This is a genomic window from Demequina zhanjiangensis, from assembly GCF_030418315.1.
Taxonomy (GTDB): Bacteria; Actinomycetota; Actinomycetes; order Actinomycetales; family Demequinaceae; genus Demequina; species Demequina zhanjiangensis.
Genome location: NZ_JAUHPV010000007.1, coordinates 1 through 25426, shown reverse-complemented (window position 1 = coordinate 25426; position 25426 = coordinate 1). Strand labels below are relative to the sequence as shown.

Sequence of the window (25426 nt, the reverse complement as noted above, 5' to 3'; positions counted from 1 at the left end):
GTGGCGCAGGCGGCCCAACGACGGGTCGACTCGGAACGAACAAAGGCGTCTCGTGACCGAACTACCGCGACAGCGCGGCACCTCCGGCGGCATCCGCCGCCTCCTCACGGTGCTCGGCGTCATCGAGCTCACGCTCGGCTCCCTCTCGCTCGTGGCGATCCTGGTGCTGGTGTTCCACCAGGCGCTGCAGCGCTACCTCCCGATCGACCAGATCGCATGGACCGGCGAGGTCGCCCGCTTCTCACTCGTCTGGCTGACCTTCTCCGTCGCAGGATGGCTCGTCACCGCACGGGGGCACATCGCGCTCGAGATCGTCGACACGATCCCCCGACCGCAGCTCGTCCGCGCGGTGCAGGTGTTCGCGCTCGTGATCGTCGCCGCCACCGGCGCCGGCCTCACGATCGAGGCCTGGGCGCTCGTGACCACGCAGGGCATCATCAAATCGCCGGTGCTGCGGCTGCCGATGTCGTGGGTGTACATGCCCGTGCTGTTCGGTGCTGCGAGCACCACCGTCCGCGCCGCCCTCGCCGCGTGGGACGTCGCGCGGCACGGACCCTGGATCGACCCGTCAGAGGTCGACGCAGAGACCGAGGAGCGCGCCGCATGACCCTCGCACTGCTCGGCATCGGCATCGCCCTCCTGCTGGTCCTGAGGGTTCCCGTCGCATTCGCGTTCCTCGGACCCTCGCTCGTGTACATGGCGGTCGAAGGCCAGTCGCTCGGCATGGCGCTGCGCCACGTCACCAACGCGGCCGCGAGCTTCCCGCTCCTCGCCGTGCCCCTGTTCGTGCTGCTCGGCACCCTGGCGAACCACACCGGCATCGCCGAGAAGTTCTTCAGGTTCGCCCTCGCCGCACTCGCCCGCATCCGCGGAAACCTCGGCTACGTCGCCGTCGGCACCTCCGTCGCCTTCTCCTGGATGAGCGGGTCCGCCGTCGCCGACGCTGCCGCACTGGGCAAGGTGCAGATCCCCGCGATGCTGAAGGCCGGCTACAGCCGCAGATTCGCCACCGGAGTGTCCGCCACCTCCTCCCTCGTCGCGCCCGTGATGCCCCCGAGCATCCCCGCCGTGATCTACGCGGGCCTCGCCGCCGTCTCGACCGGCGCGCTGTTCGCCGCCTCCGTCATCCCCGCGCTGCTGATGGCGCTGGGACTGTGCATCGTGGTGTTCGTCCTCGTCCGACGCGACCGCTCCATCAAGGCCGGCACGTTCGACGTCACGGAGCTGAAAGCCTCGATCCCCGGAGTCCTGCTCCCGATGCTCGCGCCCGTGATCATCCTCGGAGGCATCCTCGGAGGCCTCTTCACCCCGACGGAGGCCGCCGCCATCGGCGTCGTCTGGATCGCCTTCGTCGGCCTGGTGCAGCGCTCCCTGACCGTGAAGGTCGCGATCGCCGCGATCAAGGACGCCGTCACCACGACCGCGAGCATCATGCTGATCGTCGCCTCCGCGTCCCTCCTCGGATACATCCTCGCCAAGGAGCGGCTGCCGCAGCTGCTCACCGATGCGGCGCTCTCCGTGACCTCCGACCCGATGGTCTTCCTCGCGCTCACCGCGCTGATGATGCTGATGCTCGGCACCGTGATCGACGCGACGGCGATCCTCGTGCTCACCGTGCCGATCCTGCTCCCCATCGCCGCGCAGTTCGGCATCGACCCCATCGTCCTGGGAGTGCTGCTCATCGTGTCGCTCATGATCGGGCTGCTCACCCCGCCCGTCGGCACGGTCCTCTTCGTCACCGCGCACGTCTCCCACACCCGGGTCGGCGAGGTGTTCCGCGGCTCCCTGCCGTTCCTCATCCCCTCGGTGCTCATCGCGATCACCGCGATCGTCTTCCCCGGCACGATCGCTTGGCTGCCCACGGTGCTCGGACTATGACGAACGCCGCACGCACCCGTCCCCGCAGCCGCGTCGTCGGCCTCGTCGGCTCGGGCATCCAGCCGTCTCTCAGCCCGGCCCTTCACGAGCTCGAAGGCGCACGCCACGGCATGGCGTACGTCTACCGCCTCATCGAGATCGCCGCCCACGAAGGCACCGAGGAGCACCTGCGCACCATCCTCGAGGCCGCATGGATGTGCGGCCTGGACGGGCTCAATGTCACCCACCCTGTGAAGCAGACGGTGCTGCCGCTGCTGGACGACCTCGCGCCGAGCGCCGCCCGCGTCGGCGCCGTCAACACCGTCGTGCTCCAGGACGGCCGCTCGATAGGCCACAACACCGACATGTCCGGCTTCGCCGCCGCACTCGACTCGACCCTCGCCGGTGCACCTGCGGGATTCACGGTGCTGTGCGGAGCCGGAGGTGCCGGAGCGGCCGTCGCCCACGCCCTCCTGGACCGGGAGGACACCACGCTGGCCATCCTCGACACGGACCAGCGGCGAGCGGACGAGCTCGTCGACAGGCTGGACGCCCCCGGCCGCGTCACCGCACTCACCCCCACGACCGCGGAGCAGGCGCTCACCATTGCCGACACGCTCGTCAACGCCACCCCGCTCGGGATGCACGATCACCCCGGCATGGCTGTCGATCCCGCGATCGTGCCCCGCAGCGCGCTCGTCGCGGACATCGTCTACCGGCCCGTCGAGACCCAGATGATCCGCCGCGCACGCGAGCGAGGCATGCGAGTCATGACGGGGCTCGGCATGGCGATGAACCAGGCGGCAGACGCCTTCGAGATCTTCACCCAGGAGAAGGCCGACCGCCGAGCGATGCTCGGCGACCTCACAGACCTGGTCGCCGACGAGGCGACCCGGGCCCCTGACGACGGGGCAACTAGGAAAGGACAGGAACGATGAAGGCAACACGTCCCCACCGGGCGCGCTGGCTCGCCCTCGCCGCCGTGCCCGTGCTCGCCCTCACCGCGTGCTCGTCGGGTGGCAACGACGCCGACCCGACCGACGCCGGCGCGTCCGACGACGGCGATACCATGGCCGAGGAGCGCACGCTGACGCTCGCCCACAGCTACACCGAGGACCAGCCGCAGCACGCCTGCGGAGCCCAGGTCATCGCCGACGAGGTCGCTGCGGCCGGCGTCGGGCTCACGATCGAGATCTTCCCCGCGAGCCAGCTCGGAGGCGATGCCGACCGCATCGCCTCCGTCGTGTCCGGAGACATCGACATCGACATCCAGGGCGCGTCCGCCCTCGGCGCGGTGTACGAGCCCATCTCCGTGCTCGACTCCGCGTTCGCATTCGACGACGCCGATCACCTCGCCGCGTTCATGGCCAGCGACGAGTCCGCGGTCCTCGTGGACGGCTTCGCGGAGGAGACGGGGGTGTACACGCTCGGCGTCTGGTCCGCTGGAGCACGCCACTTCACCGCGAACACGCCCATCCGCACGCCCGACGATCTCGAGGGACTGCGCATGAGGTTCCCCGGGTCACCGCAATACCTCATGAATGCCGACGCTCTCGGCGCGACCGCGACGGAGGTGGCGTACGAGGAGCTGTACCTCGCGCTCCAGAACGGCACCGTCGACGGTCAGGAGAACCCGGTCACGAACATCCTCGCGTCCAACCTCGCCGAGGTGCAGGACTACATCAGCCTCTCCGGACACCAGCTCAACACCAACCTGGTGGTCATGAGCCCGGTGTGGGAGGAGCTCGACTCGGCTCAGCAGGACGCGCTGACGAGCGCGGTCGAGATGGCCGTCACCGAGGTCACCGCATGCATCGACGAGACGGAGCAGGCCACCCTGGACGAGTGGCGCGCCGGCGATGACATGGAGGTCATCGACGACGTCGACCGCGATGCCTTCTCCGAGATGGCGACCACCTACCTCGAGGAGACGTTCACCGGCGAATCGCTCGAGGTGTTCCAGGCGATCCGCGCCACGGCGAACTGACGGCGGATGCACGCCGCGCGCCACGGCGCGCCGATCACCGGGACGGTGCCCACCTTCAGCGGCACCGTCCCGGCCCCTCGGCTCGGCCAGACATTGATCCACGAGCACCTGTTCGTCAACGTCGAGGAGCCGCGCGGGCCATGGGAGCACGCCGAGTGGGATGAGGACACGGCCATCGACACCGCGGTACGCGAGCTCGAGGCTCTCGCTGCGCTCGGCGTCAGCGCCCTCATGGACCTCACCGTGCCGGGGCTCGGGCGCGACGCCGGGCGCGTCGCCCGAGTCGCCGCCCGCTCCCCCGTCCTGCTGATGGCCGCCACCGGCTGGTACTCGACACGCCCGCTGCCGTCGCACGCCCTCGAGGAGGCTCGCGAGCGACCGGCGTGCGACGACGACCCGCTGATCGACCTCATGATCGGCGACCTCACCCTGGGGATCCAAGGCACGGATGTGAAGGCCGCGGCCATCAAGGTCGCGTCCGACTCACCGGACCCCGCGCCCGAGACGAGGCACGCCTTCGTGGCCGCAGTGGAGGCGAGCCGCAGGACCGGAGCGCCGATCCTCACCCACAGCGACCCCGCGACGGGCTCGAGCCTGGCACAGCTCGATCTCCTAGTCCGTCGCGGGGTGCCCGCCGCACGGATCGTCGTCGGACACTGCGGCGACACCACCGACGTGGCGCTCCTCGCAGAGATAGCCTCGCGAGGCGCCTTCCTGGGACTCGACCGGTTCGGCATGGAGCAGGTGCTCGACGACGAGGCGCGGGTGCGCACGCTGCTCGCCCTGCTCGAGCGCGGGCTCGCCAGCCAGATCGTCCTCTCGCAGGACGCCGCCGTCTTCAGCACCGCCACGCCGCCGTCCTGGCGCGCGGCGAGATCACCTCGTTGGCGGCTCGACTCGCTGCACCGGAGGATCATCCCCGAGCTCGAGCGCGCCGGCGTCGGACAGGACGAGCTGGACCAGATGATGGTGCGCAACCCCGCGACGCTGCTGGGACGCGCATGACGCCGCGCCGCGCCGCTGACCCTCGGTGCCTCGTCAGTAGGGTGGTCCCGTGAACGAGCCCCGGGAACGACTCCGCGACGCCAAGCGCACCCGCGCGGAGATCCTCGACGTCGCCACGACCGCCTTCGCCGCCTCGGGCTACACCGGGACGGGCGTCGACGACATCGCTGAGCGCGCCCACAAGACCAAGCGGATGATCTACTACTACTTCGGCAGCAAGGAGAAGCTGTACCTCGCCGTGCTGGAGAAGGCGTATCGCGGGATCCGCGAGGCCGAGCAGGCGCCCGACGTGGAGGAGATGTCCCCGCTCGACGCGCTCCGCAGGGTCGCCGAGGTCACCTACGACCACCACCTCGAGCACAGCGAGTTCATCCGCCTCGTCGCGATCGAGAACATCCACCACGGCAGCTCGATCCGCCACCTGGAGCCCCTGCGAGAAGTCAACCGCAATGCGCTCGGTCTCCTCGATCGACTCCTCGAGCGAGGCAGGGCCGACGGCACCGTGCGAACCGACGTCGACGCGCTCGACGTGCACATGATGATCAGCGCCTACTGCTTCTTCCAGGTCGCGAACCGCTACACGATCAGATTCCTGTTCGAGCGGGACATGCTCGACCCCGAACGGCGCGACCACTACCGCGGGATGATCGCGGACGCCGTCGTGGCCTGGTTGTCGTCCGGCGACGACTAGAGCAGGTCGGTCGACTCGTCGAGGTCGACCGGGCGCGGGTCGATCGGCCCTGAACCGATGTCGAGCCCCATCTCCAGCAAGGCCTGACCGGGCTGCGCGACGCCGAACAGCCATCCCTGGCCCAGACGCCACCCGCAGCTCTGCAGGAAGTCCGCCTGCGCCTCCGTCTCGATGCCTTCGGCGATCGTCGCGAGCCCCAGCTCGCGGGCGAGCGCGCCGAGCGCGCGGGACACCCTGGCACCCGCAGGATCCTCGGGGATCCCTGCCACGAAGGACATGTCGAGCTTCACGCCCGAGACGGGAAGATCGCGCAGGTACGACAGCGGCGAGACACCCGTGCCGAAGTCGTCCAGGAGGATCGGCACGCCCGCGTTGCGGAGCTCCGTCAGCTCGTGGCGCACGCGGGTGTTCGGCGCCACGAGGGACGCCTCGGTCAGCTCGATCACGATGCGCTGAGGGCTCAGGTGGTACGTGCCGATCGAGCTGAGCACCCTGTCGGCGAACTCGGAGTTGCCCAGCTGGTCCGCGGAGACGTTGAGGGAGACCCACGTGTCGTCGATGGGCTGCGCCGCAAGGAACTCGGCGGCCTGGTCGACGAGCGCGATGCCGAGCGCGACGGAGAGGTTCCGGTCCTCGAGCAGCGGCAGGAACGCACCAGGCAGCAGCAGACCCCGCGTGGGGTGCTGCCAGCGGACCAGCGCCTCGAAGCCGACCACGCGGCGGGATGTGAGGTCGTAGACGGGCTGATAGTGCAGCACCAGGTCACCACGGCGGATCGCATCGTCGAGCTCGAGCGCGAGCGCCGACTGGGAGTCGGACGCGGTGCGCATCGAGCTGTCGTAGATCTCAGTGCGGGACCTGCCCGCGGCCTTCGCCCTGTACATCGCCGCGTCGGCCGCGCTGAGGAGGGCGGTGGGTCCGCCAGCGACGAGCTCCGCGTCACCGACGACGAGCCCGACGGAGGCGTTGAGGTTGATCTGGTGGCGCTTCACCTGGAGGGGCCGCCGCAGTCCGGCATGGATCGCGTCGGCGATCTCCCTCATGGCCTGGGCGCACTCGGGAGACTGGACCACGATGATGAACTCGTCGCCGCCGATCCGGGAGACGGTGCCGCGGCTGCCTGCAGCCGTGCGGAGCACGCCTGCGACGTGGACGAGCGCGTTGTCGCCGGTCGCGTGGCCGAACCGGTCGTTGAGCCCCTTGAAGCCGTCGAGGTCCACGGCGATGAGGCCGACCTGCTCGTCATCCGCATGCTTGGCGAGCACCCGCTGGAGCACGTCCTGAAGCAGGGTGCGGTTCGCGAGACCTGTCAGCGGATCGTGCATGGCGCGGTGTGCGAGCAGTTCGGAGTTCATGCGATCGTCGGTGCTGTCGCGCACCTGGACGATGTAGTGGTCCGGTGCCCCACCTGGGTACCGGACGAGGCCGACGTCGAGCACGGCCCAGACCACGTTGCCGTCGGCCTTCACGTAGCGCTTCTCACAGGTGAACCGCGTCTGATAGCCGTCGTAGAGGCGCTGGAGCTGATCGGCCTCCGCGGAGATGTCCTGCGGGTGGGACAGCGCCGAGAACGGGGTTCCTCGAAGCGCCGCCACGGTGGAGCCCATCATCTCGGCGAAGGCACGGTTGACCTCCATGAGCCGCCACTCGAGGTCGACGAGCGCCATTCCGACCGGCGCGTTCTCCATGGCCTTGCGGAACTGGGCGTCGGAACGGCTCAGCGCCTCGGCGGCCTCGCGCAGCCCGGAGGTGTCCATGATCGTCGTGACGGTGATCGGCTCTCCGTCGTCCTCCCCCGTGAGGAGGCGCGACGACACCTGGACCCAGCGGATGTCCTCGGCACCACGTCGGCCGGGGACGCCGACGATGCGCGGCACCTCGTCGTCCACGTTGGGGATGAAGACCTCCTGCGGCAGCACCGGCCTGAGGTGCTCGTCCACGATGCGCAGCGGGAGGCGGGCGATCGAGCGGCCGAGCATCTCCTCGCGGGTGACGCCCAGGATCAGCGCCGCGGTCTCGGACAGCAGCACCACGTCGCCTCGGCGGGTCGTGATGAGGACGCCGTCGCGCGCGGAGGACATGACGGCCTCGAACTGGCGGCGCAGCGCGCGTTCGCGTGACACTGCGCCGTCGCGGGCCTCACGGGCGAGTCGCGCGCGACCCAGGAAGATGAACGCCGCCACCGCGAAGACGAGGAGGACAGCCAGCAGCCCGATCGCGACGGTCGACGTGCTCGTCCCGTCTACGAGTCCTCCCATGGCACTTCCTCGGTGTCCTCTGGGCCTGCGGCCATCGCTGGGGGGCTCTCCCCCCTGAGGATAGCGAGCGTACCAGCCAGATCCTCGGGTCTGACCAGCACGTCGCGAGCCTTGGATCCCTGCGACGGGCCGACGATCTCGCGGGTCTCGAGCAGGTCCATGAGACGCCCCGCCTTGGCGAATCCCATCTTGAGCTTGCGCTGCAGCATCGACGTGGATCCGAGCTGCGTGGTGATCACGAGCTCGGCCGCGGCGATGAGGTCCTCGAGGTCGTCACCGATGTCCTCGGCGACCACGGCGCTCGACTGCGCCTGGATGACGTCGTCCCTGAACTGCGGCTCCGCCTGCGACTTGGTGTGCTCCACGGCGGCGTGGATCTCCGTCTCGGACACCCACGCGCCCTGCACTCGCATCGGCTTCGACGACCCCATGGGCAGGAACAGGGCGTCACCCTGGCCGATCAGCTTCTCGGCGCCGGGCATGTCCAGCACGACGCGGGAGTCCGCAAGGGACGATGTGGCGAACGCGAGCCTCGAGGGGACGTTCGCCTTGATCGTTCCCGTGATGATGTCCACCGACGGACGCTGCGTGGCGAGCACCAGGTGGATGCCTGCCGCACGCGCGAGCTGGGTGATGCGCTGGATCGACTCGTCGACGTCACGCGGCGCGACCATCATGAGGTCGGCGAGCTCGTCGACGATCACGAGCAGGTACGGGTAGGTGGTGATGCGGCGGTTCGAGCCCGGGAGCGGCTTCACCTTGCCGGCGCGTACCGCCTTGTTGAAGTCGTCGATGTGCTTGAAGCCGAAGAGCGCGAGGTCGTCGTAGCGGGTGTCCATCTCCTTGACGACCCACTCGAGCGCCTGAGCGGCCTTCTTGGGGTCGGTGATGATGGGCGTGATCAGGTGCGGGATGCCCTCGTAGATCGTCAGCTCGACGCGCTTGGGGTCCACGAGCACCATGCGGACCTCCTTGGGGGTCGCGCGCATGAGGATGGACGTGATCATCGAGTTCACGAACGAGGACTTGCCGGCTCCCGTGGCACCTGCGACGAGGAGGTGCGGCATCTTCGCGAGGTTCGCCATGACGAACCCTCCCTCGACGTCCTTTCCGATGCCGATCGCCATGGGGTGGTCGTTCTTGCGTGCCGCAGGCGAACGGAGGACATCGCCGAGCGAGACCGTCTCGCGGTCGACGTTGGGGATCTCGATGCCGATCGCCATCTTGCCGGGGATGGGCGACAGGATACGGATGTCGGGGCTCGCGACGGCGTAGGCGATGTTGCGGCTCAGCTGCGTGATCTTCTCGACCTTGACTCCGGTGCCGAGCTCGATCTCGTAGCGGGTGACCGTGGGCCCGCGCGTGAAGCCCGTGACCTCGGCGTCCACGTTGAACTGCTCGAACACGCCCTGGAGCGACTCGACGACGCGGTCGTTCGCGGCGGAGCGGGTCTTGTGCGGCGCGCCCTGCGCGAGCACCGTCATCTCGGGGAGGATGTAGGGCCCCAGGTCGTCGAGCTCGCCCTGCTCCCCCTGCGGCACCACGTGCGTGGCGGCGGGCGCGGCGATCTCGAACTCGGGCTCGGTGGGCGCCTCGGGGTCGGAGACCGTCGCGCGCGGCTCGTAGTCGTCGCCTTCGTCGTCGCTCGGGACGTAGGGCGAGATGGGGCCTGGCGTCCTCGGGGCGGGCTCGTCCGGGCCGCCGAGAACCTCGGTGCGCGCTGCCTGAGCCGGTCCCGGCTCGGCGCCGTACACGTCGTCCTCGGCGTGGCGCTCGACGCTCGCGGAGGACTGGAACGCCTCGTCGCCCTCGTACGAGTCGAGGCCGTCGTCGTCCTTGCGCTTGCGCCCGATGAGGCTTCGGCGCCGCTTGGGTGCCTCGTCGCCCTCGAGTGAGCCGTGGTCAGGAAGGTCGAGGTCGTCGCCGTCGCGGCTCACGGTGACGCGGGGGCCGCCGATGCGCGAGCCGAGCGCCTTCGCGCGTGCCAGCGCCTCGCGCAGCGGGATCCCGGCGACCACGAGCAGCGACAGTCCCAGCAGCAGCACGAGGATGATCGCCGCGATCGGCACCGTGACCACCGCCGCGAGCGGGGTGCCCATGAGGAACCCGAGGATGCCACCCGCGTCCTGCACGGGGCCGAGCCCGTCCGACGGGGAGGGCCTTCCCGCGCCCAGGTGGATCAGACCGCCCAGCGTGAGCGCTACGAGCAGGCCGCCCACCATGATGCGCTGATTCGCGTCGTCCTCCTGGGGCGCGCGGAACAGCCGGATCGCGAAGGCCAGCAGCACGACAGGGAGCGCGTAGGCGAGCACGCCGAACGTGCCGGCGAAGATGCGGTGCACCACGTCGCCCGCGACCGAGTCGACGTGCCACCACTCGCGTGCGGCCACGATGACCGCGACGATGAGCAGCAGCACCGCGGCGCCGTCACGGCGCACCTCGGGGCTGACGTCCCTGGCTCCGTCACCGATCGACCGCACCACCGCACCGATGCCGTGCGAGATGCCGTTGCCGACCGCGCGGATCCCTCGCAGGATCGCCGGCGGCTGCTTCTTCGCGGGCTGCTTCTTCTGCGGCGCGCGCGAGCGCGGCTTCGACCCACCGGAACGGTTGGTGGTCGACGTGCGCGAGGACGAGCGTGACTGAGCCATGGTGCCGCCAGGCTACGACGGACGCGCGCGCGTGCGGTGGAGGCGCGTCGGCTACGCCTCGATGATGATGGGCACGATCATGGGGCGGCGGCGCAGCTTGTTGCCCACGTAGCGTCCCAGGACGCGGCGCATCACCTGCTGGAGCTGGTGCGCGTCGGTCGAGCCGCCCTTCGCGGCGTCCTCGAGCGCCTCCTTGATCTGGGGCAGCACCGCCTCGAACACCGCATCGTCCTCGGCGAGGCCACGCGCGTGGACCTCCGGGCCCGAGACGACCTTGCCCGTCGCGGAGTCCATCACCGCGAACACGGACACGAAGCCCTCCTCGGAGAGGATGCGGCGGTCCTTGAGCTCGGTCTCGGTGATCTCGCCCACCGACGAGCCGTCCACGTAGACGTTGTGGTGCTCGATCGCGCCGACGATGCGCGCCTTGTGGTCCTTGAGGTCCACGACGACGCCGTTCTCGGCGAACATCACGTTCTCCGACGGGATGCCGGTCTTCATCGCCAGGTTGCCGTTGGCGAGCAGGTGCCTGACCTCGCCGTGGATCGGCATGACGTTCTTGGGCCGCAGGATGTTGTAGCAGTAGAGCAGCTCGCCCGCGCTCGCGTGACCCGAGACGTGGACCCGCGCGTTGCCCTGGTGCACGACGGTCGCGCCGATCCGCATGAGCAGGTTGATGACGCGGTAGACGGCGTTCTCGTTGCCGGGGATCAGCGACGACGCGAAGATCACGAGGTCGCCCTCCCCCACGGTCACCTTGTGGTCACCGGTGGCGATGCGGCTCAGCGCGGCCATCGGCTCGCCCTGGGATCCGGTGGACATGTAGACCACCTGGTGGCCAGGCATCTGGTCGGCCTTCTTGGGGTCGACGAGGATCCCGTCCGGGACGGTCAGGTACCCCATCTCGGCCGCGAGGCCCATGTTGCGCACCATCGATCGGCCGACGAGCGCGACCTTGCGTCCGTGCGCGTGCGCGGCGTCGATCACCTGCTGGACGCGGTGCACGTGGCTCGCGAAGGAGGCGACGACGATCCGGCCCTCGGTGCGGGCGAAGAGCCCGTCGAGCGTCGGCCCGATCTCCGCCTCCGCGGTGGTGAACCCGGGCACCTCGGCGTTGGTCGAGTCGACCATGAACAGGTCGACGCCCTCCTCGCCCATCCGGGCGAAGGCGCGCAGGTCGGTGATGCGGCCGTCGAGCGGCAGCTGGTCCATCTTGAAGTCGCCGGTGTTGAGCACGGTGCCCGCGCTCGTCCGCACGAAGACCGCGAGCGCGTCCGGGATCGAGTGGTTCACTGCGACGAACTCGAGCCCGAAGGCCCCGAGCTGCTCGACCTGCCCCTCCTTGACGGCGAGGGTCACCGGCGTGATGCGGTGCTCCTTGAGCTTCGCCTCGATGAAGGCGAGCGTGAGCTGCGATCCGAGGATCGGGATGTCACGGCGCATGCGCAGCAGGTACGGCACCGCGCCGATGTGGTCCTCGTGGCCGTGCGTGAGGACGATCGCCTCGATGTCGTCGAGCCGCTCCTCGAGGTACGTGAGGTCGGGCAGGATCAGGTCGACCCCCGGCTGGTTCTCCTCGGGGAAGAGGACGCCGCAGTCGATGACGAGCAGGCGGCCGTTGAGCTCGAGCACATGCATGTTGCGGCCGACCTCGCCCAGCCCGCCGAGCGGGACGACGCGGAGGGTGTCGGGCTTGAGCGCCGGGGGCGCGGACAGTTCAGGGTGGAAGTTCATCGTGTCATTCCTGCGGCCTCGAGGGCCGCGGTCAGTGCGCCGTACTCGGCGTCGGAGGCGGGCAGCAGCGGGAGCCGCATGGCGCGGTTGTCCAGCACGCCGGCCCACTGCATCGACGCCTTCGCGCTCACGGCGCCGGGGATGGCGAACATCGCGTCGACGACGGGCAGGAGGGACTCGTGGATGCGCTGGGCCTCCGCCTCGTCGCCCGCGACGTACGCGTCGATCATGGCCTTGGTCTCCTGGGAGGCGACGTGCGCGATGACGGACACCGTGCCGACGCCGCCGGCGCGGAGGAAGTCGAGGGTGAGACCGTCGTCGCCCGAGTACCAGGCGAGGCCGGTGCGCTCGTGACGCGCCTTCCCCGTGGCGACGTCGCCGGTCGCATCCTTGACCGCGACGACGCGCGGGTGCGGCGCGAGCTCGTCGTACGCCCAGTCCGAGATCGCGATCGAGGTGCGGCCAGGGATGTCGTAGATCATGACGGGGAGCCCGGAGGCGCCGAGGATCGCACGGAAGTGCGCCACGATGCCTGCCTGAGACGGCTTCGAGTAGTAGGGCGCGAGCGCCAGGATGCCATCGGCGCCCGCCTCCTCGCCCTGCTCCGCCATGCGCACCGCGTGCGCGGTGTCGTTCGAGCCCGCTCCCGTGAGCAGCGTGACGTCGGGGCCGACCGCCTCACGGACGGCACGGATCAGGTCCACCTTCTCGGGAGCGTGCGTGGTGGGGGCCTCGCCCGTGGTGCCGGACAGCACGAGGCCGTCCGAGCCGCGGGACACGAGGTACTGCGCGAGACGCTGAGCGCCCCGGTAGTCGATGGCACCTCCCTCATGCAGCGGCGTGACCATCGCGGTCAGGACAGTGCCGAAGGGGCGTGCGGGATCAGTCATAGGTCTAAACCTACCGCGCACGACGGGTCCGCTCCCCCGTCGTCCGGCGCCTCCGTGACGCCCATCGGCGCGCAGATCCCGGCGGACTCGGCCGATCGCCCGCCCGGGACCGTTCACAGGCCGTACGCTGACCCCGTGACCGACATCCCGACGCCGTACGAGGACCTCCTTCGCGACGTGCTGGCCACCGGCACCCCCAAGGGGGACCGCACGGGGACCGGCACCTCCTCCGTCTTCGGACGCCAGCTGCGCTACGACCTGTCCCAGGGCTTCCCGCTGATCACGACCAAGCGGGTGCATCTGCGCTCGATCGTCGGCGAGCTGCTGTGGTTCCTCCGAGGCGACACGAACGTGCAGTGGCTCCACGAGCATGGCGTGACCATCTGGGACGAGTGGGCGGACGCCGACGGCGAGCTGGGCCCGGTCTACGGCTACCAGTGGCGGTCGTGGCCGGCGCCGGACGGACGCCACATCGACCAGATCAGCGAGGTCGTCCAGCAGATCCGCGACAACCCCGACTCGCGCCGCCTCATGGTCTCCGCCTGGAACCCGGCCGACATCCCCGACATGGCGCTTGCGCCGTGCCACGCGATGTTCCAGTTCTACGTGGCCGACGGGAAGCTCTCGTGCCAGCTGTACCAGCGCAGCGCCGACCTGTTCCTCGGCGTTCCGTTCAACATCGCGTCGTACGCGCTGCTGACCCACATGATCGCCGCGCAGACCGGCCTCGAGGTCGGAGACTTCGTGTGGACGGGCGGCGACTGCCACATCTACTCCAACCACGTGGAGCAGGTCGAGCTCCAGCTCTCCCGCGAGCCCTACCCGTACCCCACGCTGCGGCTCGCACCGCGCGACAGCCTCTTCGACTACGAGATCGAGGACGTGGTCATCGAGGACTACGTGCATCACCCAGGGATCAAGGCACCGGTGGCGGTGTAGGAGGTCATATGTCGGACGATCGCGCCCCCATCCACGCCATCTGGGCCCAGGCCCGGGACGCGAGCGGCCGGCCGGTCATCGGCCTCAACGGCGGCATGCCCTGGCACCTTCCCGGAGACCTCGCACGCTTCAAGCGCCTGACGCACAATGCCGCCGTCATCATGGGCCGCCACACCTGGGAGTCCCTGCCCGATCGCGCGCGCCCGCTGCCCGACCGGTTCAACATCGTCGTCACCTCGCACGAGGCGCCTCGGGGTGCCGCCGCTGCCTCATCGCTGCCGGCCGCGCTCGAGCTCGCCGAAGCGGAGGACCCCGGCACCGACATCTGGATCATGGGCGGAGCACGGCTGTTCGCCGAGGCGCTCGACGTGGTCGACACGATCGAGGTCACGTTCATCGACCTGGAGGTCGAGGGTGACACGTACGCCCCCGAGGTCTCCCCCGCGTACTGGCGGGTCGCCGCCGAGTCTGAGCCGCAGCGCGACGGCGACGGACCCGAGTACCGGTACCTGACCTACACACGCCTCTAGGCGACTCCACCCGGCTATCCGCGACGGGAGCCTCGGCCCTCCCGGGCACAACATGAGCGCTCGCTAGGCTCACGCACATGACCTGGGACATGCCCCACACCATCCTCACCGACCGGCTCGAGCTGCGCCGCTACCGGGAGGAGGACGCTGCGGCGATGTCCGGGCTGATCCCGGCCCAACGCGAGCACCTGCTGCCCTTCCTCACCTGGGCGGAGGCGGAACCGGTCACCGAGGAGGCGCGTGCCGCCACCGTCACGCGGTTCATGGACGAGTTCGACTCCGGCAAGGACTTCACGCTCGGCATCTTCGACCGGACCGACGGCACGTACCTGGGCGGCACCGGGCTGCACACCCGCCTGGGCGAGGACGCGCTCGAGATCGGCTACTGGATCCGCTCCGACCGTCAGGGCGAGGGGCTCGTCAGCGAGACGGCCTCCGCGCTCGCCCGGATCGCACTCGAGCTGCTTGGCGCGGAGTGGGTGGAGATCCGGTGCGAACCCGCGAACACGCCCTCGCACCGGGTCCCGGAGCGGCTCGGCTTCACTCACATGGACACCCGGGTGGACATGTGCGGCGGGCCCGACCATCGGGCGCTCGTGGAGATCTGGCAGCTGCGGCTTGCGGAGCTGGGCGGGTCGCTCGCCGGCAACTTCGCGCGGCCCCGCGCCTTCGACGCGCACGGTCAGGAGATCTCCTGGCCGAGCGCGGCGTCGGCCTGACACCGTCGCGTCGTCCGGACCCCATCACGTCGGCCTGACACCCCGCTGGTCCGATCCCACACCGCGACCGACAAGGGGCCACCCGGGACGGTCGCGGACCGCCCCCTCGATGCCAGGATGAACGCATGCCGCTGCCACGACTCGATCCGACGCGCCAGCAGGCGCTGTCGGTGTCGATCGCGACGGGCGCCTACGGGCTGAGCTTCGGCGCGCTCTCCGTCGCCGCGGGGCTCGACGTGTGGCAGACGATGGCGCTGTCGCTCCTCGTGTTCTCCGGCGGCTCTCAGTTCGCGTTCGTCGGGGTGCTGGGCGCGGGAGGCACCGCGGCCGCTGCCGTCGCCACGTCCACGTTCCTGGGCATCCGCAACGGCTTCTACGGAGTCGCCCTCGCCGAGTTCATGCGTCCCTTGCGCGGGCTCAGGCTCGCCTGGGGCGCGCAGGTCACCATCGACGAGTCCACGGCCGTGGCGCTCGCGCAGCCGCACGACCGGCCTGATGCGCGTCGGGTCGGCTTCTGGTGGACCGGCGTCGGGGTGTTCGTGCTGTGGAACGCCATCACCGTCCTGGGAGCTGTGCTCGGCCAGCAGATCGGCGATCCTGCCGACTGGGGGCTCGACGCCGCCGCGGCCGCCGCCTTCCTCGGCCTCGTCTGGCCCAGGCTCGCCTCCCGCCGCGCGCAGGCGGTCGCCGCCATCTCCGCCGTGGTCGCGCTCGCGCTCACGCCGCTGCTGCCCGCAGGCGTGCCGATCCTCGTCGCGGCGCTCGTGGGCGTCGCCGCCGGATGGCAGGCGGCTCCCGTCGAGGAGGTGCCCGAATGAGCGCCTACGCGTGGACGTGGATCGCGATCATCGCCGCGGGGCTGCTGGCCTGGCTCACCAAGCTCGCCGGGCACACAGTTCCCGAACGCTTCGTCGAGAACCCCCGGGTCCATCGCATCGCCGCCTTCGTGACGGTCGCACTGCTCGTGTCGCTCGCCGCCGTCCAGACCTTCACGTCCGACGCGGCGCTCGCCTTCGACTCGCGGGTGGCAGCGATCGCGGTGGCCGCCATCCTGCTGTGGCGTCGGGCACCGTTCCTCGTGGTGGTCGTCGCCGCGGCGGCCACTGCGGCGGGACTTCGGGCGCTCGGCTGGGGCTAGGCGAGCTCCTGCAGCACGAACGCGACCAGGAAGCCCAGGGTCGCGATCAGACCGGTGAACTGGCGATCGTCGTCGAACGCTTCGGGGATCATCGCGTTGCTCACCATCGCCAGCAACGCGCCAGCGGCGAGCGACAGGACGACGGCGAGCGCCTCGGGCGACGCATCGGCCATCAGCGCGGCGCCGACGAGCGACGCGGCGACGGCGAGCACGGTGATTCCGCCCCACAGCAGCAGCACGAACCTGAGGCTCCTGCCCGAGCGCTTGAGCGGGACGGTACCCGCCAGCCCCTCCGGGACGTTCGACAACGCGATCGCCGCGACGATGCCGACAGGGAAACCGCTCGCCGCCGACAGGCCGATCACGATCGCCTCAGGAATCCCGTCGAGCAGTGCGCCGACGGCGATGGCCGCCTCGTCACCCGGGGTGTCACCGCCACGTCGTGCGGTGACGTTCCGCGAGCCCGACTCCCCCGTCGAGTGACGGCGTCGGCGCGATGTCAGCCGGCTCACCCCTTGGTCGCCCGCGACATAGAGCACTGCACCAGCAGCGAAGCCGACGACCACCGGCCAGACCACGCCCCCGTCGGACGCCTCGGCGACGAGCTCGAGCGCAAGCGTCGCGATCAGCACCCCCGAGCCGAAGGCCATCACAGCGCCGACGGCCCGCGTCGGCAGATCCCACCGCCATGCGATCAGGGCGCCGACGAGCAGAGTGCCGATACCGATCGCGGCGGCCGATGCGGAGAGAAGCAGGCCCATTCCGCCACCCTAGCGAGGGTCCGTGGGCCCGTTGTCCTCCCTTCCGGGACCGCAAGGCCCTAGTGTCGTGTCCATGAGCGCACCTGCCTCCCCCGCAGATACCGTCCGTGCCGCCCGTCCTGGAGACGAGGCGGCGATCGCCCAGATCCAGATCGCGTCCTGGGTGTCAGCCCTGGGCGAGCGCCTCGGGCCTCGCAGGCAGACAGCCTTCGACCCGGTGGCGGTCGAGGCCGGATGGCACCAGGCGATCGTCGAGCCCCCATCGGAGGGCCACCAGGTCTTCGTCGCGCTCGGAGACGAGGGCGAGGTGTGCGGATTCGTGGCATGCGCACCGCCCAAGGACCTCATCGCGCTCGAGGTGTCGCCGGACCGGCGCCGCCGGGGGCACGGTTCACGCCTCCTCGCCGCCGCGGCCGATCACATGCGTGCGCACGGCGCCGAGACGATGCGCCTGTGGGCGCTCGAGAAGGACCGGGTGCGTGTGGACTTCCTGCGCATGGCCGGCTTCGCCGAGGCGGGCATGCGCCGCGAGCTCGACGGCCCTGGGATCACGATCCCCGAGCAGCTGTGGCACACCGACCTCACGCCGGAGGCGTGACGCCCGGAAGCCATCCGCCAGGGGTCAGCCCCGACGGCCCTCAGCCCTGAACAGCTGGGCGGCGTAGTTGAGCGACTTGCGGGCCATGCGCTTGTCGCCCGAGGCGTCGTACGCGAAGCCCACGTGGAACCACGCAGCCCAGTCCTCCGGCCGCTCGTCCACGGCGCGCTTCGCGACCTCGAACGCCGCGTCGGCGCTCTCCTGGGAGATCCGTCCCGACTCCGTGCGCTCCAGGTCATCGACGGGAAGGCGCCCCTCCTCGCCCAGGCGGTCGGCCATGCGCTGCACGGTCACGCCGAGCCGCCACTCGTTGTACAGCCACCACACCGCGAGCACGGGCAGCGCGAGCATCGCGACACCGATCGCGAAACCGACGATCTGACCTGACTCGAGGAACAGCACCGCCTGCTGGCCCACGTACACGGAGTACAGCGCCACGAGCACCGTCATGGCGACGGCGCCCAGGAACGCCGGGCGACGCATCAGCCTCATAGGCTCATGTATCCGTCGAGGCCCACCGTGAGGCCCGGGTGCATCGCGACCTCTCGCACGCCGAGCAGGACGCCGGGCATGAAGCTCACGCGGTCGAAGCTGTCGGTGCGGATCGTGAACTGCTCCCCCGGGTTGCCCATCATGATCTCCTCGTGCGCCACCAGTCCGCGGAGGCGCACAGCATGCACGTGGATGCCGTCGACCACGGCGCCGCGGGCACCGTCCGGGTCCTCGGTCGTCGCGTCGGGCGACGGCGCGACTCCCGCGGTCGCTCGCGCGGCGGCGATGCCCGCGGCGGTGTGGCGTGCGGTGCCTGACGGCGCGTCGACCTTGTCAGGGTGGTGCAGCTCCACGATCTCGACTGACTCGAAGTAGCGGGCTGCCGCCGCGGAGAGCCTCATCGCGAGCACCGCGCCGAGCGCGAAGTTCGGGGCGATCAGCACACCGAGCTCAGGACGCTCCTTGAGGTGCTCGTCCACGCGCGCGAGCGCATCGGCAGTCCATCCCGTGGTGCCGACCACGCAGTGGAGACCGGCTTCGATCGCCGCGTGCACGTTCGCCTCGGTGGCCGACGGCACGGTGAAGTCCACCATCACCTCGGCTCCGGCGCGGACCGCCATCGCGACCTCATCACCCGCGTCGAGCGCGGCCACGAGGGCCATGTCCTCCGCGGACTCGACGGCACGACAGGTGGTTGCTCCCATGCGCCCGGAGGCGCCCAGCACTGCGACGTTGATCATGGTTCGAGCGTACCGGGCACGTCGGACACGGGAGTGCGCCGTCTCAGCGTGCGCGTGTCCGGGCCGCCGGCCGGCTACCGCGCGGGACCCACCCGCACCACCGCACGCTCCCTGCCCGCGATCTCCGCGGCGAGCGAGACCACCTCGTCGGCCGTGACGGCGTGCACCTGGTCGAGCATCTCGCCGATGCTCCACAGCTCACCGAACGCCATCTCGGCCTTGCCCAGACGGGACATGCGCGAATAGGAGTCCTCGAGCCTCAGCACCATGGAACCGGCGATCTGGCCCTTCGCGCGCTCGAGCTCGGCCTCCGTGACGCCCTCCGCCATCCGCTCGAGCTCGTGCGCCATGAGCCGCTCGACCTCAGGAGCCTTGCTGGGCGTGCACGCCGCGTAGATGCCGAACAGCCCCGTCTCGGCGCTCGGTGCGCCGAACGAGTAGACCGTGTACGTGAGACCGCGCTTCTCGCGGATCTCCTGGAACAGGCGAGAGCTCATGCCTCCGCCCAGGATCGCGTTGTAGACGGCGAGCGTGTTGCGCCGATCGTCCGTCGCCGCGAACCCGCGCGCGCCCAGCAGCAGGTGCGCCTGCTCGAGCTCGGTGCGGATCACGTCGATCTCCGCCGTGTGGAGCGAGGCGACGGGCGCGAAGGGGTCGCGCCTGCCCGCGGGGGCGCCGGTGCCGGACAGGTCCCATCCACCGGCGAGCAGCGCCTGCTCGACGAGCGCGCACACCACGTCATGGTCCACGCCTCCGGCAGCGGTGACGATCAGCGTCTGCGGCCCGTAGTGCTGCGTGTAGTGCTCCCACACGGCCTCGCGGGAGACGGACTCGATGATCTCGGGGGTGCCGCCGATCGGGCGTCCGAGCGGATGGCCGCCCAGCACCGCCTCCGCGAAGCGCTCGTGGATCACATCGCCCGGGTCATCCTCGTTCATGGCGATCTCCTCGAGGATCACGCCACGCTCCATGTCGAAGTCCGCCTGGTCCAGCCGCGCCGAGGTGACCATGTCGAGGATCACGTCGATCGCCATCGGAAGGTCCTGGTCGATCACCCGCGCGTAGTAGCAGGTGTACTCCTTGCCGGTCAGAGCGTTCGACTCGCCGCCGACCCGATCGAAGGCCTCCGCGATGTCGAGCGCGCTGCGACGCGCCGTGCCCTTGAACAACAGGTGCTCGAGGAAGTGCGTGGACCCTGCATGCTCGTCGGTCTCGTCACGGGAGCCGACGCCGAACCAGGCGCCGATCGTCGCGGACCGCATTCCGGGGATGGTCTCGGTGAACACGCGCACACCGCCGGGGAGGATGGAACGTCGGATCACGGCTCCGTGATCCTGCTCGATGGTCACCGAGCTCCCGACAGACGACGGTGCCACCAGGGGCAGGACGTAAGGCATGGGAGCGAGCCTAACGCCGAAGGGGCGGCCCCGAGGAATCGGGACCGCCCCTTGCGGACGTGTGGCGCTGCTGACTACTCGGCAGCAGCCTCCTCGACCACGCCGAGCGACAGCTTGCCGCGCGGGTCGATCTCGGTGATCTCGACCTGGATCTTCTGGCCGACGTTCAGGACGTCCTCGACGTTCTCCACGCGCTTGCCGCCCACGAGCTTGCGGATCTGCGAGATGTGCAGCAGTCCGTCCTTGCCCGGCGAGAGGGACACGAAGGCGCCGAAGGCGACCGTCTTGACGACGGTGCCGACGAAGCGCTCGCCGACCTCAGGCATGTGCGGGTTGGCGATGGCGTTGATCGCGTCACGCGCGGCCTCCGCCGACGGGCCGTCCACGGCGCCGATGAACACGGTGCCGTCGTCCTCGATGGAGATGTCGGCGCCGGTGTCGTCCTGGATCTGGTTGATCATCTTGCCCTTGGGGCCGATGACCTCGCCGATCTTGTCCACGGGCACGCGCACGGTGATGATGCGGGGCGCGAACGGGTTCATCTCGTCGGGCTCCGAGATGGCCTGGGCCATCACGTCCAGGATGTGGAGGCGGGCCTCCTTGGCCTGGGTGAGCGCGCCGCCGAGCACCGACGCGGGGATGCCGTCGAGCTTGGTGTCGAGCTGGATCGCGGTGACGAACTCGGAGGTTCCGGCCACCTTGAAGTCCATGTCGCCGAAGGCATCCTCGGCACCGAGGATGTCGGTGAGGGCCGCGTAGCGGGTCTCACCGTCGACCGTGTCGGACACGAGGCCCATCGCGATGCCCGCGACGGGTGCGCGCAGCGGCACACCGGCGTTGAGCATGGACAGCGTCGAGGCGCAGACCGAGCCCATCGAGGTGGAGCCGTTGGAGCCGAGAGCCTCGGACACCTGGCGGATGGCGTACGGGAAGTCCTCACGCGACGGCAGCACCGGCACGAGCGCACGCTCAGCGAGCGCACCGTGGCCGATCTCGCGACGCTTCGGGGAGCCCACTCGACCGGTCTCGCCCGTGGAGAAGGGCGGGAAGTTGTAGTGGTGCATGTAGCGCTTGCGCGTCTCGGGGTTGTACGAGTCGATCTGCTGCTCCATCTTGAGCATGTTGAGCGTGGTGATGCCCATGATCTGGGTCTCACCGCGCTCGAAGATCGCGGAGCCGTGCACGCGCGGGATCGGACCGACCTCGGCCGACAGCGGGCGGATGTCGCGCAGACCGCGACCGTCGATGCGAACGCCGTCCTTGAGGATGCGCTGACGCACCGACTGCTTGGTGACGGAGCGGATCGCTGCCGACACCTCCTTCTCGCGGCCCTCGAACTCGGTCGCGAAGTTGTCGAGCGTCTCGGCCTTGATCTCGTCGAGGCGGCTCTCGCGGGTCTGCTTGTCGGCGATCGTGAGCGCCTCGGCGATCTTGCCGCCGGCGAACTCGGTGACGGCCGCGAGCACGTCGTCCTGGTAGTCCAGGAAGCGCGGGAACTCGACGGTCTCCTTGGCGGCCTTCTCGGCGAGCTCGATCTGAGCCTCGCACAGCGCCTTGAGGAACGGCTTGGCGGCCTCGAGGCCCTCGGCCACGACCTCCTCGGTGGGAGCCTTGGCGCCCTCGGAGATGAGGTTGAAGGCATCGTCCGTCGCCTCGGCCTCGACCATCATGATCGCGACGTCGTCACCCGCGATGCGACCGGCCACGACCATGTCGAAGACCGCGCGCTCCTTCTGCGAGTACTTGGGGAACGCCACCCACTGGCCGTCGATGAGCGCGATGCGCACACCGGCGATCGGACCGGTGAAGGGCAGACCCGACAGCTGGGTCGACGCCGACGAGGCGTTGATCGCGAGCGTGTCGTACGCGTCGTCCGGGTTGATGGACAGGACCGTGATGACGACCTGGACCTCGTTGCGCAGGCCCGACACGAAGGTGGGGCGCAGCGGACGGTCGATCAGGCGGCACGTGAGGATCGCGTCCGTGGACGGACGGCCCTCGCGGCGGAAGAACGAGCCGGGGATCTTGCCGGCAGCGTAGGAACGCTCCTCGACATCCACGGTCAGCGGGAAGAAGTCGAAGCCGTCGCGCGGGTGCTTGCCCGCGGTGGTGGCGGACAGCAGCATCGTGTCGCCGTCCAGGTAGGCGGCGACGGAGCCGGCGGCCTGCTGTGCGAGGCGGCCGGTCTCGAAGCGCACCACGCGCTTGCCGAACGAACCGTTGTCGATGACGGCCTCGGCGAACTGGATCTCGGGACCCTCCATGGGTCACCCTCCTTGTCATGAGGGCGTCCAGATGTCGGTCGTCGATCGAGGCCCACTCCCCTGTGTTCAAGTGAGGAGGCCACTACCGAGGACCAGGCAGCCGGACGCGTTTCTTTGGTGAAATTGTGTGGGCGGCGTCGAGCCGCCGGTCACTAGCGTGACACAGAAATCGCCCCGGGGCTGGAAGCCCCGGGGCGGAAGTCTTAGCGGCGGATGCCGAGACGCGCGATCAGCGAGCGGTAGCGCTCGATGTCGACCCGCTGCAGGTAGTTCAGCAGGTTGCGGCGGCGACCGACGAGCAGCAGCAGGCCACGACGCGAGTGGTGGTCGTGCTTGTGCTCCTTGAGGTGCTCGGTCAGGTCGGTGATGCGCGCGGTGAGCAGCGCGACCTGGACCTCGGGCGAGCCGGTGTCGCCCTCGCTGGTCGCGTACTCGGTCATGATGGACTTCTTCGTGGCTGCGTCGAGCGGCACTGTGCTCTCCTTCTAGGATCGTTGCGCGGCGCACCCGGGCTTGTTCACCGGGGCACTATGAACCGCGGCCGTTTTACGGCGACGACAATTCTACCCCACAGGCGTCGTCCACCCCAACCGGTAGGGGCCGACGCGTGCGCGAGGGCCGAGTCGCCCCTCCCGGTCCGACCCACCCCGGTGCGCCCCCCCTGTCCCGGTCGGGTCCACCCGGTCCACCCCGCCCACGTCCGGCCCACCCCGACAGTTCGAACCAGACTGCCGAGCGACACGCCAGCGTGTCGCGGCCAAACGCGGGGTGTCGCCCGGGTGTCGCCGCCGAGATTGGTGCGAAGTGTCGGGGTGAAGGCGGGACGGGGGGGTGACGGTGCGAAGGCGGGACGGCGTAAAGGCGGGACGGCGTAAAGGCGGGACGGGGCGATGGGCGGGCCGGCTTGTCTGTACGTCAGGGCACGGTGCGGGAATGGCGAGCCGTGCCGCACGCTTCGAATCGACGCGCCAGCGCCCTAGATCTCGGAGTCGCCCGTCCTGGTGTTGGACCGCATGCTTGCGCGACGCCAGTCGACCTCCCCGACACGACGTCGGAAGTCCTCGTCAGTCTCGCCCGGACGACGCTGCGGCGCTCCATGCGACTGCACCGGACGCTTCGCGCCGAAGACGGGGTCGCCTGCGCGGGCGCCCTCCTCACGGGCAGGGCCTCCGATGCCGGACTGCGGGATCGGACCCGCCGGGCCGATCTCGGGAGGTGTGCCTCCCTTGCCGCGCTCGCGCAGCCGGCGCTCGATCAGCGTGGCCAGGCGGGAGATCGCGAGGTTGATGAGGATGTAGATCGTGGCTCCCACCACGAACAGGGGGATCGTGTACTGGTCGCCGAAGTAGTCACGGTTGATCTTGATGGTCCGCAGCAGCTCCGGGTACGCCACGATGTACCCGAGCGCCGTGTCCTTGAGGAGCACCACGATCTGGCTCACGAGCGCGGGCAGCATGATGCGCACCGCCTGCGGCAGCTCGATCATGAGCGTGGTGCGCATCGGCGACAGGCCGATGCTCAATCCTGCCTCGCGCTGTCCCTTCGGCAGCGCCGCGAGGCCCGCGCGCAGGATCTCAGCGACGACCGCCGCGTTGTAGACCACGAGCCCGAACACGACTGACGGCAGGGTCTCCCACTGGAACCCGAATCGGGCGAGGAACATCAGCATCAGCACCGGCAGCCCGCGGGCGAACTCGGTGACGACGGTCGCGCTGCCCGTCACCAGCCGCTTGGTCACGCCACGACGAATGATCGCCACGGCGCTTCCGATCACGAGCGCGAGAGGGGTGGCGAGCAGCGCCGCCCAGAGAGTCGCGCGCAGCCCCGACCACAGGGAGCGCCACACGTCCGATGCTGTCTGTCCCTTCGGCGGGTCCCACAGCACGGCCCATCGCTCGTCGAAGATGCCGCGCCGGTAGAACGACACGATGACGTACGCGATGCCGGCAAGCAGAAGCAGCGAGAAGCCGACGTTGAAGATGCGGTCGAGCCGCTTGGCGCGGGGACCGGGAGCGTCGTAGAGGACCGAGGAGCTGCTCATCGTGCGAACGCCACCTTCTTCTCGATACGTCCGGCGGTGACGCCGAGCGGGATGGTGATCACGAGGTACATGAGCGCGATTCCGAAGAAGATGAAGAGGGCGTCACCCGGAGCGTCGGTCATCAGGTTGCGCTGCACGGTGACGAGCTCGGCGTACGCGAAGCCGGCGGCCACCGAGGTGTTCTTGGTGAGCGCGATGAGCACGGAGATCAGCGGCGGCACCGACGTGCGCCACGCTTGCGGCAGCACCACCTGGGACAGCGTCTGGCCGAAGGTCAGACCGATGCTCCGGGCGGCCTCCGCCTGCCCCAGCCCGACTGAGTTGACTCCGGATCGCAACGCCTCGCAGACGAAGGCGCTCGTGTACAGCGACAGCGAGACCAGCGCCGTCTGGAATCCCAGGCCCGGCAGGATGCCGAGCGATCCCGCGACGAACACCCAGAAGAAGAACATGAGCGTGAGCGGGGTGTTGCGGACGATCTCGACGTACGCGGTGCCGAAGGTGCGGAGAGGGCCGATCGGAGAGACGCGCATCACCGCGAGCAGCGTGCCGAGCACCAATGACAGCACCGCCGAGGCGGCAGCGAGCGACAAGGTCGCGAGGAATCCGCCCCAGATGGTGCCGAACTCGTTGACGAAGGTCTCCATGGTCTCCTCTGCCGGGGAAGCGGGGCCCCCCCCCGGGGGGGGGGGGGGGGGGGGGGGGGGGGGGGGGGCGGGGGGGGGGGCCGGGGG

General features: G+C 69.9%; 24 protein-coding genes. 12 read left to right on the top strand and 12 right to left on the bottom strand.

The window, feature by feature from the left end; translation table 11 throughout:
* Nucleotides 1-52: 52 nt before the first annotated feature.
* From QQX04_RS11575 to QQX04_RS11550, 6 genes are read left to right on the top strand one after another with little or no spacing between them, the layout of a single operon-like run.
* Complete coding sequence (locus QQX04_RS11575; protein WP_301129355.1) at nucleotides 53-607, top strand: TRAP transporter small permease; 555 nt, start codon at nucleotides 53-55, stop codon at nucleotides 605-607.
* Nucleotides 604-1878: a TRAP transporter large permease gene (locus QQX04_RS11570; protein ID WP_301129353.1), complete on the top strand. Its 1275-nt coding sequence runs from the start codon at nucleotides 604-606 to the stop codon at nucleotides 1876-1878. Before QQX04_RS11575 ends, QQX04_RS11570 begins: the two co-directional genes overlap by 4 nt.
* Nucleotides 1875-2795: a shikimate dehydrogenase gene (locus tag QQX04_RS11565; protein WP_301129351.1), complete on the top strand. Its 921-nt coding sequence runs from the start codon at nucleotides 1875-1877 to the stop codon at nucleotides 2793-2795. The genes QQX04_RS11570 and QQX04_RS11565 overlap by 4 nt, the downstream gene beginning before the upstream one ends.
* Complete coding sequence (locus QQX04_RS11560; protein ID WP_301129349.1) at nucleotides 2792-3844, top strand: DctP family TRAP transporter solute-binding subunit; 1053 nt, start codon at nucleotides 2792-2794, stop codon at nucleotides 3842-3844. The genes QQX04_RS11565 and QQX04_RS11560 overlap by 4 nt, the downstream gene beginning before the upstream one ends.
* A gap of 6 nt (nucleotides 3845-3850) precedes the next feature.
* Nucleotides 3851-4849 (top strand): phosphotriesterase family protein, encoded by a 999-nt coding sequence (locus tag QQX04_RS11555; RefSeq protein ID WP_301129347.1) that lies wholly within the window; start codon nucleotides 3851-3853, stop codon nucleotides 4847-4849.
* A gap of 49 nt (nucleotides 4850-4898) precedes the next feature.
* The gene (locus QQX04_RS11550) at nucleotides 4899-5540 is read left to right on the top strand and encodes a TetR/AcrR family transcriptional regulator (protein WP_301129346.1); all 642 of its coding nucleotides are present in this window, start codon (nucleotides 4899-4901) and stop codon (nucleotides 5538-5540) included.
* On the opposite strand, the gene QQX04_RS11545 is transcribed toward QQX04_RS11550, so the two are convergent.
* The 4 genes from QQX04_RS11545 to dapA are packed head-to-tail and all read right to left on the bottom strand — an operon-like array spanning nucleotide 5537 to nucleotide 13073.
* Nucleotides 5537-7798 (bottom strand): putative bifunctional diguanylate cyclase/phosphodiesterase, encoded by a 2262-nt coding sequence (locus tag QQX04_RS11545; protein ID WP_301129344.1) that lies wholly within the window; start codon nucleotides 7796-7798, stop codon nucleotides 5537-5539. The two genes, QQX04_RS11550 and QQX04_RS11545, sit on opposite strands and share 4 nt — an antisense overlap.
* On the bottom strand, nucleotides 7783-10449 hold the full coding sequence (locus tag QQX04_RS11540) for an FtsK/SpoIIIE family DNA translocase (protein WP_301129342.1): 2667 nt from the start codon (nucleotides 10447-10449) through the stop codon (nucleotides 7783-7785). Before QQX04_RS11540 ends, QQX04_RS11545 begins: the two co-directional genes overlap by 16 nt.
* A 51-nt stretch (nucleotides 10450-10500) precedes the next feature.
* Entirely contained in the window at nucleotides 10501-12183 is a 1683-nt protein-coding gene (locus QQX04_RS11535) for a ribonuclease J (RefSeq protein ID WP_301129341.1), read from the bottom strand.
* On the bottom strand, nucleotides 12180-13073 hold the full coding sequence (gene dapA / locus QQX04_RS11530; protein ID WP_301129339.1) for a 4-hydroxy-tetrahydrodipicolinate synthase: 894 nt from the start codon (nucleotides 13071-13073) through the stop codon (nucleotides 12180-12182). Before dapA ends, QQX04_RS11535 begins: the two co-directional genes overlap by 4 nt.
* Nucleotides 13074-13208: 135 nt before the next feature.
* On the opposite strand from dapA, the gene QQX04_RS11525 reads away from it, so the two are divergent.
* The 5 genes from QQX04_RS11525 (at nucleotide 13209) to QQX04_RS11505 (ending at nucleotide 16399) form a co-directional block, all read left to right on the top strand.
* A complete protein-coding gene (locus tag QQX04_RS11525) occupies nucleotides 13209-14012 on the top strand; it encodes a thymidylate synthase (RefSeq protein WP_301129338.1) in 804 nt (267 codons plus the stop codon).
* A gap of 8 nt (nucleotides 14013-14020) precedes the next feature.
* The gene (locus QQX04_RS11520) at nucleotides 14021-14542 is read left to right on the top strand and encodes a dihydrofolate reductase (protein ID WP_301129336.1); all 522 of its coding nucleotides are present in this window, start codon (nucleotides 14021-14023) and stop codon (nucleotides 14540-14542) included.
* Between the two features lie 77 nt (nucleotides 14543-14619).
* A complete protein-coding gene (locus QQX04_RS11515) occupies nucleotides 14620-15261 on the top strand; it encodes a GNAT family N-acetyltransferase (protein WP_301129334.1) in 642 nt (213 codons plus the stop codon).
* Nucleotides 15262-15386: 125 nt separating this feature from the next.
* Nucleotides 15387-16079, top strand: a complete 693-nt coding sequence (locus QQX04_RS11510; RefSeq protein ID WP_301129332.1) for an AzlC family ABC transporter permease — start codon at nucleotides 15387-15389, stop codon at nucleotides 16077-16079.
* Complete coding sequence (locus QQX04_RS11505) at nucleotides 16076-16399, top strand: AzlD domain-containing protein (RefSeq protein ID WP_301129330.1); 324 nt, start codon at nucleotides 16076-16078, stop codon at nucleotides 16397-16399. The genes QQX04_RS11510 and QQX04_RS11505 overlap by 4 nt, the downstream gene beginning before the upstream one ends.
* Here QQX04_RS11505 and QQX04_RS11500 read toward each other — a convergent pair.
* Nucleotides 16396-17160 carry a ZIP family metal transporter gene (locus tag QQX04_RS11500; protein WP_301129329.1) on the bottom strand — a complete coding sequence of 255 codons (765 nt, stop codon included), beginning with the start codon at nucleotides 17158-17160 and terminating at the stop codon, nucleotides 16396-16398. The two genes, QQX04_RS11505 and QQX04_RS11500, sit on opposite strands and share 4 nt — an antisense overlap.
* Nucleotides 17161-17233: 73 nt before the next feature.
* Between QQX04_RS11500 and QQX04_RS11495 the strand changes: the two genes are divergently transcribed.
* Entirely contained in the window at nucleotides 17234-17758 is a 525-nt protein-coding gene (locus QQX04_RS11495) for a GNAT family N-acetyltransferase (protein WP_301129327.1), read from the top strand.
* A 24-nt stretch (nucleotides 17759-17782) separates the two neighbouring features.
* Here the strand turns inward: QQX04_RS11495 and QQX04_RS11490 are convergent, their stop codons facing one another.
* The 7 genes from QQX04_RS11490 to QQX04_RS11460 form a co-directional block, all read right to left on the bottom strand.
* A complete protein-coding gene (locus QQX04_RS11490; RefSeq protein ID WP_301129325.1) occupies nucleotides 17783-18250 on the bottom strand; it encodes a hypothetical protein in 468 nt (155 codons plus the stop codon).
* Nucleotides 18247-18990 (bottom strand): 4-hydroxy-tetrahydrodipicolinate reductase, encoded by a 744-nt coding sequence (dapB, locus tag QQX04_RS11485; protein ID WP_301129323.1) that lies wholly within the window; start codon nucleotides 18988-18990, stop codon nucleotides 18247-18249. Before dapB ends, QQX04_RS11490 begins: the two co-directional genes overlap by 4 nt.
* A 74-nt stretch (nucleotides 18991-19064) precedes the next feature.
* The gene (locus QQX04_RS11480; protein WP_301129322.1) at nucleotides 19065-20387 is read right to left on the bottom strand and encodes a M16 family metallopeptidase; all 1323 of its coding nucleotides are present in this window, start codon (nucleotides 20385-20387) and stop codon (nucleotides 19065-19067) included.
* Nucleotides 20388-20461: 74 nt separating this feature from the next.
* Nucleotides 20462-22651 carry a polyribonucleotide nucleotidyltransferase gene (locus tag QQX04_RS11475; RefSeq protein WP_301129320.1) on the bottom strand — a complete coding sequence of 730 codons (2190 nt, stop codon included), beginning with the start codon at nucleotides 22649-22651 and terminating at the stop codon, nucleotides 20462-20464.
* Nucleotides 22652-22854: 203 nt separating this feature from the next.
* Nucleotides 22855-23124: a 30S ribosomal protein S15 gene (gene rpsO / locus QQX04_RS11470; RefSeq protein WP_301129318.1), complete on the bottom strand. Its 270-nt coding sequence runs from the start codon at nucleotides 23122-23124 to the stop codon at nucleotides 22855-22857.
* 503 nt (nucleotides 23125-23627) lie between these two features.
* Nucleotides 23628-24692: an amino acid ABC transporter permease gene (locus QQX04_RS11465; RefSeq protein ID WP_301129316.1), complete on the bottom strand. Its 1065-nt coding sequence runs from the start codon at nucleotides 24690-24692 to the stop codon at nucleotides 23628-23630.
* Nucleotides 24689-25339: an amino acid ABC transporter permease gene (locus QQX04_RS11460; RefSeq protein ID WP_301129314.1), complete on the bottom strand. Its 651-nt coding sequence runs from the start codon at nucleotides 25337-25339 to the stop codon at nucleotides 24689-24691. The genes QQX04_RS11465 and QQX04_RS11460 overlap by 4 nt, the downstream gene beginning before the upstream one ends.
* Between the last annotated feature and the right edge of the window lie 87 nt (nucleotides 25340-25426).